Below are 15,456 nucleotides of genomic sequence, written 5' to 3' on the forward strand. Positions count from 1 at the left end.
ATGCCGGCGTCACGGCAGCGGTCCGCATCGTCGGTCCACGACGCGGGCAGGTAGACCCGCCGGTCAGCCAGGGTGTGCCCATGCCGGGACGCGTAGGCCAAAAACACCCCGACCTGCGCGTTCTCGATCCGGCCCGCGGTGCCCGTGTACTGCCGCTGCACCCCGACCGTGCAGGTGCCCTTCTTCAAGTCTCCGGTCTCATCCACGACCAGGACCGCATCCGGGTCGCCGAGCCGCGCCACGATCAGCGCCCGCAAGTCGTCGCGGACCGCGTCGGCGTCCCACACCGCCCGGTACAACAGCCGCTGCATCGCATCCGGTCTCGCATGCCCGGCCTGCTCAGCCAACTGCCAGCACGTCTTGACCTCCACATCGGACAGCAACCCGGTCACGAACGCCGCAGCCGTCCTGCGCGGCTCGACCCGCCCGAACCGGCCCGCGAACGAGTCGAGCACCCCGCCAAGAACCCGCCGCCAAGCGTCCGGGTCTACGCTGTGACCAGCGGCCACCGCAAGATCTGAAGTTGTGTCCACAACGCACAGACGATCACGCGGTGGCCGTGCTCTGTCCAGCCCCGTCAACCAGCAACATCCCGAACGGCGGCTGCCGTACTAGCCGGAGCTGTCACCCATCAAGTGACACTGATCCGTAACGGATCAACTGGAACTCGACACCTGATGAGCCCAGCTGGCAAGCTCAGAGACTGTTCCCTGCTGCCAACCACCTGCACTTGCTGTCTCGTTACCTGCCGACCGATTTCCTGAGGCCATTACCGTAGGCCAGCAGCTCAGGGTCGCGACCGGCCGGAAGCCGTTCTTTGGACCTCTGAGGACCGAGACCAGCTGGCGCAAGGTGGAACTTCCGGACGTCGTAGCCAGCGCCCTGGAACGGCACCTTCTCGACGGCGTCAAGCCCGTGGAGCCGACCTGGTACCGCTACTGGACACCGGCCGCGAGGCAGCTCAACTTCCCGCCACGCTTGGGCTTCCACGGCCTGCGTCACTACTTCGCCACCCTGCTGATCCATGCCGGGGCGAGCGTGAAGACCGTCCAGCTTGCGCTCGGGCACTCCACGCCCACGATCACACTCAACGAGTACGTTCACGAGTGGCCCGAGGCGGTAGACCGCACACGGTCCCTGGTGGACCGGGCACTCGGAACGCAGCAAGCGGCGGCCACGCCCGGGGTTACCCGAGCATGACCGCCGCATGGATGCCGTACCCATTCTGTACCGGCGGAACTGCCGGGTTATGTCGCTCCTGTTCAGAGGCCTTACAGAGCCAGGTCGTACTGGTACAGGTTGTACTTCGCCATCAGGGCGACCAGCTTCGTCGTGTACGCGGGGTCGGTGGCGTAGCCGCCCTTGTGGACCTCGGCGATGAACTGGTTCGGGTCGTTCGTGTAGTTGAAGGCGGCCGCGTAGCGGGTCAGGTTCTTGAGCGCCATGCCGTGGTCGGTGAAGGAGGCCGCGGCGGTGGCGTACGTGCGGAAGGTGGCGACCGTCGTGCTGCAGACGCCGGCGGCGGTGCACTCCTGGGTGCTGTAGGCGTGGCAGCCGGCGGCGTAGGAGCCGGGCGCGTTGTTGAAGCACTTCATGCCGAAGAAGTTGCGGTCGTTCGCGGACAGCGAGCTGCGGCCCCAGCCGGACTCGAGGATCGCCTGGGCGAGGGTGACGGAGGTCGGCACGCGGGTGTCGCGCTGGCTCTGCTGGGCCGCCGGGATGGACGCGGCCAGGAACTCCGCGTTCGTCATCGTGCCGGTCGGGCCCATGGGGACAGCCGCGACGGGCGTCGCGACCACGGCCTGGGTCGGCGCCGGGGCGGGCGGGGTGATGACGCAGGTCGGCAGCTTCGGGTTGCCGGAGACGTACGCGTGGGAGATGAAGTCACCGATCGCGGTGCGGTCCCACTGGGCGGTGCGCCGGACGTTGCCGCGCAGGTACTGGCCGGTGACCTTGCAGGTGACCGTGACCTTCTGCTTGTTCTTGATCTTCCGGGTCTGTGTGAACCAGTTGGCGGCGCCGTTGCGGGCGGCAAGGCTGCCGTTGACACGGACGGAGATGACGGCTGCGTCGGCCGGGGCGGTGGCCACGACGAGCGTCGTCGCCGTGCTGGCGAGCGCGATGGCAGGGACGAGGACGAACTGCTTGAGCTTTCGCAACATGAACTGATCTCCCATGAGGGGTGGGTGGTCCCCTCAAAGATCGCCAGTTCAGGTAGCGCGTTCGGGTACGCGCCGGGTTGCCGGATCGTTGCCTCAGTTCGTGCCGTACTGCTGCTTGAGCGTCAGGTAGTCGCCGAGGCCGAGCCCCCGGTACGCCGTGGAACAGTCGGGCAGGCCGTCGGTCATCGTCAGCGAGCCGTGCTCCGCGAACGCCACGTGCCCGAGCCCGAACGCGTGCCCGAACTCGTGCGTGACCGTGCCCTCCAGGTCCCACCGCGAGGAACAGTCCGCCGGCGTGGTGGTGAAGAACAGCCCCTCGGTGTCGTCGATGAGGATGTCCGTCTCGACGCTGCGCCCGTTCTCCTTGCCGCCGAACCACCAGATGCAGGTGACCGCGAGCAGCCCCTGGTCCAGCTGGCCGAAGGAGACGGCGTTGTGACCGTCGCGCTCGCCGCAGCCACCGGCGGCGGTGACGCCCGCCTTGTGGTCGGTGCGGCCGGCGTACGACTCCTGAATGCCGAGATTGGCCGGCAGTCCGCAGTCGTTGCGTCCCGTGTCGACGGTGGTGGCCGCGCTGCGCAACGCCGCGACGACGGTCGCGCGGTCGCCGAGGTACGCCGGAATCGTCTGCTCGTTGACGCGCCAGCGCAACTCGTTGCGCCAGTGCATGCCGAGCCACGTCCCGGCCGGGTCCGCACACCTGCCGCCGCTGTCGGCCGCCCCGGCGGGCTCTCCGACAGGTGGACCCGGGATGACCGGCAACCAGCCACGCGCGACCGCGGAGCGTGACACGTTCACCGTCACCGTCGGAACGGTCAGTGAACCGGCCACGAGAACCAGCACGAGCAGCTTTGCCAGACCAATGTCGATCTTTGGCACAAACTCATTCTGATCCGAGCGCCACCCCGAAGGGGTGACTTTCCGCAAACAGGGTGCCGACATGGCCCGCTGGATTCCCTCCAGCCGCCCGCCGACACCTACCCGGGCGTCCCTTGTGGGCGTTCATCCCACCCGCATCGCACCCGTGCGGAACATCCCCCGCACCATGCCGCCCCGTCATGCTTGGAGCACCGCAAAGGGCCGCCAAGAAGGAGCTGAGGATGACGAACCTGATCGCCAGGCTGCACGCCCGTCTCGTGCGCGACGACCGCGGCGCCGCCACCCTCGACGTCGGCCTCGTCGCCGTCCTCATCGGCATCACCACGGTCGCCGCCACCACCCTCATCGGCGGCGACACCTCCACCTGGTGACGGGACGTTCCCCGCGCCGAGACCGGCGCGGAACCGACGCCTTCATCTCCGGGCGCGTACCATGACCTCCTCGTCAGTCAGAGGACTGCTGGGATGGTGGCTGAGGCACAGCGGGGTCCGGATCTTCTGCGGCGGCTCACCCTCGAGCGCGACGTAGAACTCGCCCGAGGTCAGATTGCCGATGTCCGGCACGTCACCGCCCTTGACCCGGACCATTTCCTGAGCGGCGGCGATCTGGACCGGCACCGTCAGGCGACCGAAGACGTGCGTCGCGGCGTTGCCCGGGATCCGGTTGTGCAGATTCTTGGGCGCCTGCGTTGCGAAGATCAGACCCAGGCCGTACTTGCGTGCCTGCGAGGCCAGGGCCAGTGTGCTCTGGGTGCAGGCGGTGATCGCCCCCGACGGGGCGAAGGTCTGCGCCTCGTCCATCACGAGCAGGCCGAGCAGCGGCCGGTCCTTCGCGGGATGCCGCTTGATCCAGGCGAAGAGACCCATCTGCAACTGGTTCACGAAGCTCTGCCTTGCCTCGTCACTCAACCCGATCATGCTGATCACCGAGATCCGTGCCCGTTTGCCGGCAGACGGCGTCAGGAGAATGCCGGGGTCTGCCGGCGTTCCGCTGCCGCCGAACAGCGGGTCGTTGTCCATGGAGGCGGTCAGGGTCTGGGCGAGGTCGGCGGCGATCTTCGCGGCGTCGTCGAGTCCGCTGACCCCGGCGGGCAGGTCGGAGAGCAGGGCGATCAGACCCGGAAGGCTGCTGCCGTGCCGCCGGCCGTAGTACTCGATGGACTTGCGCAGCACGGCGAGGCCCAGATGCGCCTTGCCGGAGCGACCAACGACGTTGGCCCTCGGTGCCAGAGCGGACGTGGCGGCCTCGACCGCCGCGCCGAACTCGTCCGGATCGTCGAGCACGCCACCGAAGTCGGGCAGCGGCTGAAAACTCAGCGGACGCCCTGACTCCCGGCGCGGAGTCCAGACGAGGGTCTCGGTGCCGGCCATGTACTCTGCGGCACGCTCGGCATCGCCGGTCCGCCAGGCGGGCGGCGGCTCGGGCCACGGATCGCCGAGCCGCGCCAGGTCGTTGTTCGGGTCGAGGACGATCGCGGACACACCATGCAGCGCGCACTCCTCCACGATGTGCCGGATCAGCACGGTCTTGCCAGAGCCCGAGGCGGCGAAGATCGCCCCGTGGCTGCGCAGCGCCTGGAGCGTTATGGGGACCGGGGCGTTGTCGTGGTATCCGTAGCCGACAGTGAACCGGTCCGCCGGTTCCGGCGCAGCACGGCGGGAGCCGTCGGGCACTGCGGGCGCCGTCGTCGCCCAGGCGTCGACGTCTGCCAGCGCCTCTTTGAACAGGACGATCTGCTCGGTCGGCCGGTAGCGGACAAGCCACGCGTGCAGCTCAGCGGGGTTCTCGTCGCGCAGGCCGTTCAGCGCGGCCAGCACCCGCAGATCGGCATCGTCGATGCCGAGCGTCACACCACCGTCAGTCCCCAGTTGCTCGATGACCTCCTGCGTCTTGGCAGATCCGGACCACGGTTCGTTGCGGATGAGGAAGAGCTTCCGCTTGGCGATGTCCGCGCTCAGGCCGGCCGTCAGGCTGGCACGGCGAACCCGGTGCAGCGCGGCCACGCCGTGATGGGTGCCACTGACCGCCCGGAAGGACCAGTGCACCTGGTCCTCGGCCAGCGCCGAGTCCGGCGAGCGCTCCTTTTCCTCCTCGCTCCGGTCGTCCAGCGACCGGCGGAGCCGCGCATGCAGGTCCGCTTTCGCGCTCGGCGGAGGGTCGACACTGAACGACGCACCGGCGTCGCCACGCTCCACGATCCACGCGTTCAGGCCGGCCGCGAGAAGCGCCGGGAAGACCGCGTCCTCGGTGTCATGTTCGAGCGGCGAGGTGACGTCCGCCTGCCGCTTCAGCGCATCGAACCGTGCCTCGATCCGGGCCAGTGCCTCCTCTGAGACCACCGGCGCCGTTCTGACGGCCGGAAGAGGCGTGGTGTCCTCCAGCGGAACGTCATCGAGGCTGGTCAGCTCCCGCATCTCACCCTTGATGAGGCAGTCGCGGATGTGGTTGTCGATCTCTACGAGCAACCGGCGCGGCGTGTAGCTGACGGCCTGGTCGAAGACCCGGGGATGGACCGGCCACGTCGGATAGCTCGGCGCGAAACCGACGGCCGCGTACCGTGCCGCGAACCGCTTCCTGACGATCTCCCTGGCGATTGCCGGACTCCGGATGTCATCGAGCGCCAGGCGACGCCGGAACCGGTCCCCGAAAGACGCGGTGCCGCGATGCTCGATCAGTTTCCAAGTCGCGGCCAACGTCGCAACGACCGTCAGAGTCCGGCGAGTCGTATCCCTCAACTCGGTCAGCCCGTTGGCCACACCGGCGGCCATCGCCGCCGCACGCAGATCCGCCGCATCGCTGGAGATCTTGGCCAGGTCCTCTTCGAATGCGGACCGGGCGATCATCGCGTCGAGCTGGTCGAATGCGATGACGGCAGGGCCGGTGAGTGCGAGCAGCCAGGAGATGTCGCGGATGATGTCCGGCGCCGTCCGGGTCCTCGTCCGGATGCCCCAGGCGTGACGCTCACCTGCGACCGTCTCCTCCCCGCAGGCGAAGTAGTTGTCGGCGATGTCCTGGTGCTCCTCGACGTCCGAGGCCAGCAACGCCAGTGCGCGGGCGGTGTCGCGGCACTGCAGCGCGACGTGCGGGTCGTACTCCTTCAGGCCTTCGACGAAGGCGTCCAACGCGTTACGGGTCAGCTCCGTCTCGCCCATCACCGCGCGGCGGGCCGTCCTGGGCGCACCGATGCGGGCGGACAACCGCCGCAGCAACAGCCGTAGCTGCGTCTCACCGCCGGGGGTGCGTCGGGCCATGCCGTCCAGCATGAACACGAGCACGCCGTCCCAGAAGTTCCGGCCGTCGAGCAGGCTGATGAGAAAGAAGTAGCCGCCGCGCTGCTGCACCTGCTCGCGCACCCAGCCCAGCAGGTGAGTCTTGCCGGACCCGTTCCGCCCCTCGAGCACCAGGCCGATCGGGTTGGCATCGGCGCTCGACTCCGCATCGGCGATTCCGGCGATCACATCCCTGGTCACCGACGTGTGCAGGCCGTCGACGTGGAACGGCGACGGCCGCCACACGTCGTCGGGCACCTGTGCCCAGCTGAACCGCAGGGCGGCGAGCGCGGCACGCTGTTCCTCGGTCATCGCATTCCGATCGCCAACTTGTGCCGGTCCTCGCCACCGATCCGGACGGACGCCCCCTTCTCCCGCGCGTCGATCCGGTGCCGGTTGACTTCCGGCTCCAGCCGCACATCCGGCGCGTCGAGCATCTGCGTCAGGGCCTTGTCGAGGTCGGCTTTGGGAACGTCCGCGAACAGCGGCCGGATTCTCGTGAGGCTCACCCAGTCACCCGGCTCGTCGGCCACGCATGCGTACGCGGTCCGGATCTTCTCGTCGAGACTCCCGCCGACCACCGGGGCGCTGCCCTCGTGCAGCTCCAGGTTCTGTCCATGCGTCGCCGCGAGCGCCGCCCAGAGGTGCTTCTCCCTCGTCGAGCGCTTTTCCGCCGCCTCGGCCTCCTCCGCGATCACCAGCGGACGTTCGAGGACTGCCTTTCCCGCGGCGGAGAGCTGGTGCCGGTACGGGCGCCGGTCGGTGTTCGAGTCGACGTATCCCCCGCCGTTGAGCTTCTCGTACGCCGGGCTCACCAGCCTGACCCCGTGCAGCTTGTCGAGTTCGGTGTTGGAGATCTCCCGGTCCTCGATCTTGAGCAGGAGCAGCATCGCGTAGTCCGCAGGGGTCAGGTCGTCCGACATCGGTGGTCCTTTCACCGCATCAGGTGGAGTTGGGGGGTGTGGAGTTCCGATCCGTCGGCGTCCAGGCCGAAGGCCCGGATACGCGCGCTCTGCTGCGGAAGGTGACGTCCCGTCGCGGCGAACAGCGCGAGGAACCGATCGGCGGCTCCGTCGGTGCCTGCTTCCAGCTCGGCGGCCAGCCCTTCCTCGTCGCGCAGTTCGAACAGCAGCTCGCAGAGCTGCTGAGCCGCCTCCGGCTTGCCGTCGTCGACTGCGACCCGGAGGTCGGCCAGCTCCGCCGCTGCGCTCTCGGCACGCACGTCCTGGTCCTGCAGTTTCGACAGGCGCAAGCCCGCCGGCCGGTCCCCGGCCTCCGCACGAGCCCGGAGGAGATCGACCTCGCCCCAGGCCGCGTACACGTCGGCGAGCGCCTCGGTGGCGAACTGCTGACCTCGGTCGGCACGCTCGCGGATCTCCGTGAGGCAGCCGCGTTCCGCGAGGATGCCGACGAGCGTTTCCGCCGAGGCGAGGTCGCCGCGGTGCTCCGCCATGCGCAGGTCGTCAGTGACGCCACAGTCGACGAGGATCTCCGTCAGCCGCTCACGGGCTTCCGGATCGCCGGCGTCAGCCGCCGGACGGATCTCCTCGACCCGCGCCCACACCTCCTGCGCGCGCGACAGCCGGCGGCCGAGCTCCGCGTCGCGCCGGTCGGCGGCAACCCTGCGGTTCAGGATGTCTATCGCACGATCGAACCGGCCCTGACGGATCAGCAGGTCGGCGAGTTCGAGCGCGGCGTTTCGATCGTCGAACTCGTTCACGAGCCGTTCGAGCGCCTGCTCGGCGTAGCGATATCTCAGGCGGGCCTTCGCGGCATCGGCGATGCGACGGAGGTCGGACGCGCGAGGCAGATGGGTGGTGAAGGCGAGCCAGGCCTCGTGCGGCACGCACGCCGTTCGGCGGTGGCGTCGCAGATGCTGCGCCAGATAGTCGGCGACGGTATAGCCGGCGAGGCTACCTGCCGCACCATCGTCGACGGGCGACAGCGCGGCAACGTCGCCGTGCAGCGGTCTGGTGGCGTGCGGTATCGCCTGGGCGAGCCACACATCGGTCGGCGCCACCCGCTGGAAGGGCTTGAGGTATCCGAACATCGCATCGACAAGGAGTTGCTGGCTCATGGGCGCATGCACGCCGAGACGTTGCCCGTCAGCGGCCGCGGTGATGATGGCCTTCGCGTAGGGAGTGGCGGGCTGCTCCCAGCACATCACCAGGGCCGGCCCGCCTGCCAGTGCCTGCGTGAGGCCCGTGTCGCGGGTGTTCAGGGCGAGCCGGATCCGGCTGTCTTGCTCGGCAATTCCACTGGCCTCGCTCAGCTCCGACGATGTCAGCGAGTCCGGGACGCTGATGGGGATCGCACTCTTGAGAAGCCGCCGAATATCCTCCGACGCGGACGACGAGGCGGCATACCTGTCCGGCCACAATGTGCCGACGACGATATTTCCATTCCTGATCAGCGCCCGCACACATTCGGAGGTCAACGGGGGGTCGCTACCGATATAGTGCTGGAACTCGTCGAGCCAGAAGATGGTTCTGCGTGGCGGCGCGCTCTTCAGTTCGAGCAGCTCCGACGCATCAGCCGGCTGCACCAGCAACCAGTCGGGGATCACGTCGTTGACCGCCTCGTACAGCGACCTCGTCTTGCCCGCCGCCGAACCACCGACCATGATGACGAACGATCCACGGTCCGGACCGTTGGCAAACAATGCATTACGCAATGTGAAGTCAAAATCCCGCGGTACGTACTGCGGCAGTTCCTCGGTGGCGCCGGGGGCGGTAATGGCATTGTGAATGCCGAGTTCGCGCGGCGTCGCCTCGTCGACCCGCAGACGGTCCCGCGGCTCCGCCCGCATGGCCCGCTCCCAAGCGGCCGTCCACTCCTGTTGGACAGCGGGCGACTGCTCGCAGGCAGTCAAGATGCTCAGCAGCAACGGCTTGGTCATGCGCGACTTGCCCAGAAGAGCATCGTTTACTGTTGACCTCTTCAGCTGCTGAAGACCGTCCCGCTTGCCCCAGTCGCGGGATCTCGACTCGAGCATCGCCAGGGACAGACCACGCTGCTGAGTGAGCTTGTGCAGCGACTGGGCAAGCTGCTCAGTGGTGCGTATTCGCACCAATTCGTCACCGGGGCCGAGATCCAATGAACAACTCTCCCCCCGGATCTTGCCACTTCGGCCATCTGTACTAATTGAGCAGAGCATTGATCACTGCGCGACAGTTGATCAATGAGCGACAATGCATCGAAGGTTACCGTAGAAGCTGACTAGATCACCAGAAGTGGTGGACGAATAGGTACGCCCTACCGGACTTCCGGAGTCATCCGGCACACGATCGCCGATTGCGGACGGCTGATGGCCCCACCAGGAATATCGCAAGATCCGATTCCGGCTTTGTCCGCCGTCCTTGCCGGAAACCTCGCTGCGCTGGTGCAGTCGTTCTCGTCCACAGCGGGACCCGGCCGGCCCCTTTCGCCCATCAGCACACAGGAGATTCCGATGCAGTACTGGTTGCCGATCATTCAGGGCGCCTGCAGCCTCGTCGGCCTCGCCACCGAGGTCGTCGTGCTGGCCACCGCCGTCCTCGCGTACCGTGCGGCTCGCCGCTCCGGCCGGAGATCCGATCCGGTGCACGAGCGCCGAGGCGCGGCAGCAGACGGCCAGGGGCCGGCCGTCTGAGAAGCGGTGGGAAGAAGGGCATGCGGGCCGGTGAGCAGCTGCCGGTCCGCGTGTTCGACGCCGCCGATGGGTCAGGAGGCGGTACGGGCGGGGACCGGGGCGTCGTGGTGGAGCGGGAGGAGGCAGGTGACGACGGTGCCCTGGTCGGGGGCGGGGTGGGCCCAGATGCGGCCGCCGTGGCGTTCGACGATGGTCTTGGTGATGGCGAGGCCGAGGCCGGTGCCCTGGCTCTGGCGTTCCTGGGAGCGGCTGGAGCGGAAGAACTGCTCGAAGATGTGGTCGATCTCGTCGGGCGGGATGCCCATTCCGGTGTCGGCGACGGTGAGGCGGATCTGCGCGCCGTCGAAGGCGGCGGTGAGGTGGGCGTTGCCGCCGGGTGGGGTGAACTTCAGGGCGTTGTCGAGGAGGTTGATGACGACGCGTTCGAGCTGGTCGCGGTCGCCGTGCACGACGACCGGGGCTTCGGGCAGGTCGACGGTGAGGTGGACGTCGCGCTGGAGGCGGACCGCCTGCAGGGCCTCCAGGGCGCCGGAGACGACGGTGCGCAGCTGGACCGGGGCGGCGTTGATCTTCACCTGGCCGGCCTCGATGCGCGACAGCATGAGGAGGTCCTCGATGAGGGCGAGGAGGCGGCGGGCGTTGCGTTCGACGGCGGACAGGAGCCTGGCCTGCGGGCGCTGCAGCGGGCCGGCGACGCCGTCGACGATGACCTCGACGTTGCCGAGGATGCTGGTGAGCGGGGTCCGCAGCTCGTGGGAGACGGTGGCGACCAGGTCGGCACGGACCTTGTCGAGCTCGCGGAGGCGGGCGGCGGCGGCGCGTTCGCGGTCCAGGGCGTAGCGCATCGCCTCGACGGTGCGGCGCTCGCTGGTGACGTCGCGGGCCACCGACAGGTAGCCGGTGACGTCGCCGGACTCGTCGCGGATGACGCTGACGGTCAGCGCCACCGGCAGAGTCTGGCCGTCGCTGCGCACGTACGTGAAGTCGCGGGGCTCCGAGTCGCCGGCCTGGGCAGGTTCGAAGAGGGTGGCCAGGCCGGGCAGTTCGGCGGGCAGGTGGAAGCGGTTCAGGGTGACGGTGCCGACGACGTCGGCGGCGCGGTGGCCGAGGAGGCGTTCGGCGCCGGCGTTGAAGACGGTGACGACCCCGAGCCGGTCGGTGCCGATGATGGCCTGCTCGGTGGCGGCGGCCAGGACGTGGGCGTTGAGGCGTTCGGTGTGGCGCTGCTCGGTGACGTCGAGGCCGGTGCCGATGACGTGGGTCAGCGTGCCGTGCTCGTCGGTGAGGGCGGTGTTGCTCCAGACGATGCGGTGGCGGGTGCCGTCGGCGGCGAGCCAGTCGTTTTCGAAGGTGTTGGGGAACGCGTCGGCGGTGAGGTGGGCGAAGGCGTCGTCGCCGCGGCCGGTGTCGTCGATGGACAGTCCGGCGCTCCAGAAGGGGTGGCCGACGACGTCCTCGGCGGTGAAACCGGTGACCTCCTCGCAGCGGCGGTTGAAGGCGGTGATCCTGCCGTCGGTGTCCAGCACCATGACGAGGAAGCCGGCGCTGTCCAGGATGGCGCGGTTGAAGTCCCGTTCCCGGCTGACCTCGCGGGTACGCGCGGCGAGCTCGGCGGCGCCGGCGCGGTTGCGGCGGACCCAGGTCTGCGCCACGGCGGCCATGAGCGCGCCGAGCGCGAAGACGAGCAGGCTGCGGCGCCATTCCTGGCGGAGGACCTCCTCGCTGCGCAGCATGGGCGCGATGTGGACGAGGGCCAGGGCGGCGACGCCGACGGTGGTGGCGAGGCGGCCGTGGTACAGGGCGAGCCAGATGACGGGCAGCAGGGCGAGGGCGCCGTAGCCGGCCGGCGCGTCGCCGGTCTCCGGGATGTTGAGCAGCGCGACGACGCCGAAGAAGCCCAGCGGCGGCACGGCCTCGTAGATGACCGGCAGACGGTTCCAGGGCACGGTGACGATCAGCGTGAGCAGCAGGACGTGCACGACGAGGGCCGAGAGGAGCGCGACCTGGTCGACCAGCGGCGGGAGCAGGGCCGTGCCGAAGGCGAGGACCGTCACGGTGAGGAACGGCGCGATACGCCGCCAGCGGTCCGGGGCGCTCAGCGTCCGCAGGTCGGCGTCGCTGTAGAGCATGGATCAAGTTTCGGTCGCGCGAACCGGTAACGTCTGCTGATTCGGTCAGAAACGGAAGCGGGCGACGAGAGCGTTCATGTCGTCGGCCATGCGGGCGAGCTGGCGGGCCGCGGTGAGCGACGTGTCGGCCTCGGCGGTGTTGCGGCCGGCCACGTCGGCGATGTCCGCGATCGTCGCCGCGATCTCGCCGGCGCGGGCGGCGACGTCGGTGACGGTGCGGCTGCTCTCCTGCGTGGTCGCCGTCTGCTCCTCCACGGCGCTGGCGATGGTGACCTGGAAGTCGTTGATGCGGGCGATGATCGACCCGATCTCGCTGATCGCCGCGATGGCCCGGTCGGCGTCGTCCTGGATCTGCTCGACGCGGCGGCTGATGTCGTCGGTGGCGCGGGCGGTCTCCTGGGCGAGCTCCTTGACCTCCCCGGCGACGACGGCGAAGCCTTTGCCCGCGTCGCCGGCGCGGGCGGCCTCGATGGTGGCGTTGAGGGCCAGGAGGTTGGTCTGCTCGGCGATCGACGTGATCACCTTGACCACGTTGCCGATCTCCGCCGAGGACGCGCCGAGGCGGGCCATCATCGTGTTGGTCTGGCCGGCCATGCTGACCGCGTCGCCGGCGACGCGCAGGGCGTCGTTGGCGTTGCGGGAGATCTCGGCGATCGAGGCGCCCATCTCCTCGCTGGCGGAGGCGAGGGTGTCGACGTTCAGCGAGACCGCGCCGGCGGCGAGGGTGGCGGCACCGGATCGCGCGCTGGCGACCTCGGCCGCGGAGTAGATCCGCTGCGACGAGCCGGACAGCTCGTCGGCGGACTCGGCGACGGTGCGCGCCGAGGTGGACAGCGACTGGACGGTGCCGCGGACACTGCCGATGGCCCGGTTGAGGTCGAGGGCCATCCGGCCGACCTCGTCGGTGGAGTCGACCTTCGAGGTGTGTGAGAGGTCGCCCTCGGCCATGCCGTTGAGCACGACGGACACGTCGCGCAGCGGCACGATGATGCCGCGCATGACGAGCCAGCTGATCGCGACGATGACCAGCAGCCCGATGGCACCGGCGGTGGACAGCACGTACACGGCCTTGTCGCGCTCGTCGCCGACGGACTTCGACGCGGCGGCGGCGACCCGTTCGAGGGCGTCGCCGACCGCCGGGAGTTTCTCCTCGACCTCGGAGAAGGCGGTCTGAAAGCCGGTGTAGGCGGCCGGGGAGCGCTCGCCGCCGATCGCGGCGGTGACGGTCTGCCCGGCGAGGTCGATGTAGTTCGTGATCGCCGGGGCGACCGTCTCGGCGGCGGCACGGACGGAGGCTTCCATGCCGGCGGCGGTGAAGGTCGTCACGGCACCGCCGAGGATCGCGCTGTGGTCGGCGAGGTCGGCCTTGACCTCGGCGGCCTCGGCGCTGACGTCGCCGCCGCGGGAGACCGCCAGGAGCATGCGCAGGACATCGCCGCGGATGGCGTCGTGGGCCATGTCCGCTTCGAGGGTCTGCCTGGTCAGCTGGCCGATCTGCTCCAGCTGCCGGGCCCGGTCCTCGCCGTCGGCGAGGGCCCGGACGCCGACGAAGACCAGCGCGATGACGGTGAGCAGGGACACGAAGAAGATCGCGCCGAGCTTGACGACGATCGGCCGGTTTCGTACCCATCCGCGCAGAGCGGCCATGGACGTGCCCTTCTCGAGGCGTTACCCACCTGGCCTATCGGCATCGGCGGTGACGTCCTGAGAAGTCGGGTTTACTCCGGCTACTGCTGGTCGACGTCGGCGCGGAGCATGCGGCTCAGGGCACGCACGGCGACGTCGCTGGGCGACGCGGCCTCGCGGTTGACCTTCTGGAGCTCGCGGTAGACCTCTTCGCGGTGCACCTGGATGCTGCGCGGCGCCTTGATGCCCAGTCGCACCACGTCGCCGCGCACGTCGAGCACGGTGACGACGACGTCGTCACCGACCATCACGCTTTCCCCGGGACGTCGGGTCAGGACGAGCACAAGCCGCTCCTTCGCTGGGCGATACGCGAACAGTACCCGATATGCCGGTTCCGCGGGCTGGAAGACCCGATCAGGCGACGGCCACGAGCTTCTGCCGGACCGACAGGCCGCTGCGGGTCAGGACCAGCTGCACCGCGCGGCGGCTCTGCTGGTCGAGCACGATCGGCGCCATCAGGTTGACGGTGGCGTCCTCGACCCCGTCGCCGGCGGTGACGACGAGCAGGACCAGCAGGCCCGCCCCGTCGCTGACGCCGAGCGCGGCGAGGGCGTCGTCGTCGACCTCCGGCGCGTAGTCGGGGAAGAACTGCGCCGGCGGCACCACGAGGAACCGCAGGCCGGCCGAGTCGACCGAGGTCAGCGCGTACAGCGCGCCGGTGTCCTCGAGGCGGACGAGCACGAACCGGCGGTCGTCCGGGAAGCCCGGCATCGGCGCTACGAAGTCGATCACCGGCAAGGTGGTGGTCTCTGGGTGTCCCACAGTCGCGACGCTCATGGATTCCTCACGGTGTGTGCTTGCTGCGCGGCCTACCGCAGGAAGTCGACCAGCGACGGCTGGATCACCTTCGCGGTGGCGGCGAGCGCGGCCTGGTAGGCGGTCTGCTGCAGGGCGAGCTCGGTGATCGTCTTCGGCAGGTCGATGTCCTCGACATCGGAGAGCTGCGCCCGGAGATCGAGCACCCTGTTCTGGGCAGTTTGCTGCATTTCGGACACTTGATTGTATCTGGAACCGACCCCGGAGAGGCCCGCCTGGATACGTTTCTGTGCCGTGTCGACTTCCGAGAGGTCGGCCTGCAGACCCGCCGGGTCGTTGCGCAGGTCGTCGGCGATCTTCCCCAGGAGGTGGAAGACGTTGGTGTTGCCGGAGCCGAAGACGTCCTCGGCGCCGGTGTCGACACGGACGGTGGCGTTGCCGCTGATCGTGCGGTTGATCTTCCCGTCGTCGCCCTGGTAGACGCCGTTCTTGTCATAGGCGATGGTGCCGGGTGTACTGCCGCCGAAGATCGGCCGGTCGAGGTAGGTGGTGTTCGACAGGTTGATCATCGAGTCGCGGATGTTCTCGACCTCCAGGGCGATCGCCTCGCGGGCCTCCGGGCTGCCGGCCGTGCCGCTGGACAGGCCGGAGAGCACCAGCTCACGGGCCCGGTTCATCTGCGTCGAGGCGCTCGTCAGCGACGTGTCGGCCATGTTCAGCCAGCCGATGCCGTCGTCGGCGTTGCGGGAGTACTGGTTGAGCGTGGCCGTGTCCGCGCGGAGCTGCATCGCGATGACCGCGCCGCCGGGCGAGTCCGACGCCTTGGTGATGAGCTTGCCGCTGGACAGCTGCTCCTGCAGTTGCTGGTTGCGGTTGAGGTTGACCTGCAGGTTGGCCAGCGTGTTGCTGGCCATGGACCGTTCTGTGACGCGGAAGCCGGGCAT

The 15,456-nt window shown here is 69.0% G+C and carries 14 protein-coding genes; 3 read left to right on the top strand and 11 right to left on the bottom strand.

Annotated features, from left to right (window positions below):
* Positions 1–455 (bottom strand): IS701 family transposase (locus ACZ6TV_RS38215; protein ID WP_465303657.1); only part of this gene is annotated, 455 nt, incomplete at its 3' end.
* Between the two features lie 397 nt (positions 456–852).
* On the opposite strand from ACZ6TV_RS38215, the gene ACZ6TV_RS38220 reads away from it, so the two are divergent.
* Positions 853–1,200, top strand: a complete 348-nt coding sequence (locus tag ACZ6TV_RS38220; protein WP_465303326.1) for a tyrosine-type recombinase/integrase — start codon at positions 853–855, stop codon at positions 1,198–1,200.
* 71 nt (positions 1,201–1,271) lie between these two features.
* Here the strand turns inward: ACZ6TV_RS38220 and gsmA are convergent, their stop codons facing one another.
* Positions 1,272–2,162, bottom strand: coding sequence for a sporangiospore maturation cell wall hydrolase GsmA (gene gsmA, locus ACZ6TV_RS38225; protein WP_465303328.1), 891 nt, complete (start codon positions 2,160–2,162; stop codon positions 1,272–1,274).
* A 93-nt stretch (positions 2,163–2,255) separates the two neighbouring features.
* Complete coding sequence (locus ACZ6TV_RS38230; RefSeq protein ID WP_465303330.1) at positions 2,256–2,831, bottom strand: zinc metalloprotease; 576 nt, start codon at positions 2,829–2,831, stop codon at positions 2,256–2,258.
* A 431-nt stretch (positions 2,832–3,262) separates the two neighbouring features.
* On the opposite strand from ACZ6TV_RS38230, the gene ACZ6TV_RS38235 reads away from it, so the two are divergent.
* Positions 3,263–3,412, top strand: a complete 150-nt coding sequence (locus ACZ6TV_RS38235) for a hypothetical protein (RefSeq protein WP_465303332.1) — start codon at positions 3,263–3,265, stop codon at positions 3,410–3,412.
* Between the two features lie 42 nt (positions 3,413–3,454).
* On the opposite strand, the gene ACZ6TV_RS38240 is transcribed toward ACZ6TV_RS38235, so the two are convergent.
* From ACZ6TV_RS38240 to ACZ6TV_RS38250, 3 genes are read right to left on the bottom strand one after another with little or no spacing between them, the layout of a single operon-like run.
* Entirely contained in the window at positions 3,455–6,622 is a 3,168-nt protein-coding gene (locus ACZ6TV_RS38240) for a helicase HerA domain-containing protein (RefSeq protein WP_465303334.1), read from the bottom strand.
* Positions 6,619–7,200, bottom strand: coding sequence for a hypothetical protein (locus ACZ6TV_RS38245; RefSeq protein WP_465303336.1), 582 nt, complete (start codon positions 7,198–7,200; stop codon positions 6,619–6,621). Before ACZ6TV_RS38245 ends, ACZ6TV_RS38240 begins: the two co-directional genes overlap by 4 nt.
* 44 nt (positions 7,201–7,244) lie before the next feature.
* The gene (locus ACZ6TV_RS38250; RefSeq protein ID WP_465303338.1) at positions 7,245–9,407 is read right to left on the bottom strand and encodes a tetratricopeptide repeat protein; all 2,163 of its coding nucleotides are present in this window, start codon (positions 9,405–9,407) and stop codon (positions 7,245–7,247) included.
* Positions 9,408–9,761: 354 nt separating this feature from the next.
* Between ACZ6TV_RS38250 and ACZ6TV_RS38255 the strand changes: the two genes are divergently transcribed.
* Positions 9,762–9,941 (top strand): hypothetical protein, encoded by a 180-nt coding sequence (locus ACZ6TV_RS38255; RefSeq protein WP_465303340.1) that lies wholly within the window; start codon positions 9,762–9,764, stop codon positions 9,939–9,941.
* A 71-nt stretch (positions 9,942–10,012) separates the two neighbouring features.
* On the opposite strand, the gene ACZ6TV_RS38260 is transcribed toward ACZ6TV_RS38255, so the two are convergent.
* The 5 genes from ACZ6TV_RS38260 to flgL form a co-directional block, all read right to left on the bottom strand.
* Entirely contained in the window at positions 10,013–12,070 is a 2,058-nt protein-coding gene (locus tag ACZ6TV_RS38260) for a PAS domain-containing sensor histidine kinase (RefSeq protein WP_465303342.1), read from the bottom strand.
* Between the two features lie 45 nt (positions 12,071–12,115).
* On the bottom strand, positions 12,116–13,717 hold the full coding sequence (locus ACZ6TV_RS38265; protein WP_465303344.1) for a methyl-accepting chemotaxis protein: 1,602 nt from the start codon (positions 13,715–13,717) through the stop codon (positions 12,116–12,118).
* Between the two features lie 80 nt (positions 13,718–13,797).
* Positions 13,798–14,040: a carbon storage regulator CsrA gene (gene csrA, locus ACZ6TV_RS38270; protein ID WP_465303346.1), complete on the bottom strand. Its 243-nt coding sequence runs from the start codon at positions 14,038–14,040 to the stop codon at positions 13,798–13,800.
* A gap of 70 nt (positions 14,041–14,110) precedes the next feature.
* Complete coding sequence (gene fliW, locus ACZ6TV_RS38275; protein WP_465303348.1) at positions 14,111–14,488, bottom strand: flagellar assembly protein FliW; 378 nt, start codon at positions 14,486–14,488, stop codon at positions 14,111–14,113.
* A 77-nt stretch (positions 14,489–14,565) separates the two neighbouring features.
* Positions 14,566–15,456 (bottom strand): flagellar hook-associated protein FlgL, encoded by an 891-nt coding sequence (gene flgL / locus ACZ6TV_RS38280; protein WP_465303350.1) that lies wholly within the window; start codon positions 15,454–15,456, stop codon positions 14,566–14,568.

Source organism: Dactylosporangium sp. NPDC051087, from assembly GCF_055586325.1.

Coding starts and splice junctions, on each gene's coding strand:
- gsmA (WP_465303328.1), bottom strand. CDS start 2,162: ATGTTGCGAAAGCTCAAGCAGTTCGTCCTCGTCCCTGCCATCGCGCTC.
- ACZ6TV_RS38230 (WP_465303330.1), bottom strand. CDS start 2,831: ATGCACTGGCGCAACGAGTTGCGCTGGCGCGTCAACGAGCAGACGATT.
- ACZ6TV_RS38235 (WP_465303332.1), top strand. CDS start 3,263: ATGACGAACCTGATCGCCAGGCTGCACGCCCGTCTCGTGCGCGACGAC.
- ACZ6TV_RS38240 (WP_465303334.1), bottom strand. CDS start 6,622: ATGACCGAGGAACAGCGTGCCGCGCTCGCCGCCCTGCGGTTCAGCTGG.
- ACZ6TV_RS38245 (WP_465303336.1), bottom strand. CDS start 7,200: ATGCTGCTCCTGCTCAAGATCGAGGACCGGGAGATCTCCAACACCGAA.
- ACZ6TV_RS38255 (WP_465303340.1), top strand. CDS start 9,762: ATGCAGTACTGGTTGCCGATCATTCAGGGCGCCTGCAGCCTCGTCGGC.
- ACZ6TV_RS38260 (WP_465303342.1), bottom strand. CDS start 12,070: ATGCTCTACAGCGACGCCGACCTGCGGACGCTGAGCGCCCCGGACCGC.
- ACZ6TV_RS38265 (WP_465303344.1), bottom strand. CDS start 13,717: ATGGCCGCTCTGCGCGGATGGGTACGAAACCGGCCGATCGTCGTCAAG.
- flgL (WP_465303350.1), bottom strand. CDS start 15,456: ATGCCCGGCTTCCGCGTCACAGAACGGTCCATGGCCAGCAACACGCTG.